The 1,227-nt window shown below is 45.7% G+C and carries 1 protein-coding gene; it reads right to left on the minus strand.

Annotated features, from left to right (window positions below; translation table 11 throughout):
- Positions 1–1,053, minus strand: a 1,053-nt coding sequence (locus tag A3761_RS03335; protein ID WP_156491558.1) for a hypothetical protein, incomplete at its 3' end; no start/stop codon positions are given.
- Positions 1,054–1,227 lie beyond the last annotated feature (174 nt).

Consider the following 1,227-nt stretch of genomic DNA (forward strand, 5'->3'; position numbering starts at 1 on the left):
ACCTTCACTTTCTTTAAAGTGAATGCTCAGTACTTTGGCATGAAGCTTAACATTGGTATTTTCATTGATATTGCTAATTAACAAAGAGCTGTTATCTCCTCGTTGGATGATCACAGATTCTTCAGAAACGTCGCTCTCTTTTTCAAAGGCCAGCTGAATTGCTGCACGCTTGATGGCAAGCTTAATCTGGTCTGAAATCAAACCCGATGCGACAGGTTTTTGTACGGAACCGATAGCACCATCATAGCCAAGGTGTTTGGGGTCTTTTAACCAGGCATTATTGGTCACAGGCTTGGCTTCAGATTGGCGAATATCGCCATAGAGTGCCACGCGGCTGTACAAGGTTCCTTGAGAAGAGCAGCGGTCTGTTACGGCATAGGATAGTGCCTCTTGGGTACCGGTGTTTACCTCTCCATCTTGCTTAAATACATTGTAGCGAAAGTAATTGCTATTGGTTTGGCGGAAGTTCTTCTGCGCAACAATATCAACGCCATACATATATTCCGCCTGCATCAAGGCATTCTCAATTGATTTATAATGCTGCTCAACCGGGCTAGTTGCCTGGTAGCTTACGCCGAGCATGGCGATTTGATCGCCCTTTGAAGGAGTGCACAGCCAGGCAGGCTGACAGGCCGAGATATCGCAGCTTTGCGGAGGGCACTGTTTTGAGATCTCTACTTTGTCGAGCGTTGCGTAGCTGTAGGCATAGCCATCTAGGCTAAACTCATCGCTAAAATATAGGGTTTGGCCATTTAAGGAGGCCGAGTCTACTTTGTCATTAACGCTTTCTAAGACACTTTCAATATCTTGGTTAACCGCAAGGTAGTCAGCCAAGCTCGCCACCGCCCGTTTACGGCTCTTTGTTATCGGTGTCTCGCCACCAATGTAGAGGTCTCTGGCTAGGCCGAATTGGCCAATTCTTTCCTCTGTTATTGGCTGCTCTAACCAGCAGGCTTGGTCACCAATATTCGGTTTGCTTTGTTGGCCTGCACAAGCGACGAGCAGACATATGCTAGAGAGCGTTAGCGGTTTAAGAAAGAGTGCTCTTTTCATAGCAGCCTGCATTGATGGAAGAGGACGACTTAGAATAAACTAAGGTAAGGCTATGAAAGTAAATCCTTTTTGATAGCGATTGTTTCTGTTATTACTCTGGATATCGTTTTTGTATGAGCCCTTAAAGCCATGCTTGCTTCTAATAATTCGGATTGCGACGGTACCACCTGATTT

The sequence above is a fragment of the Oleiphilus sp. HI0123 genome, assembly GCF_001635315.1.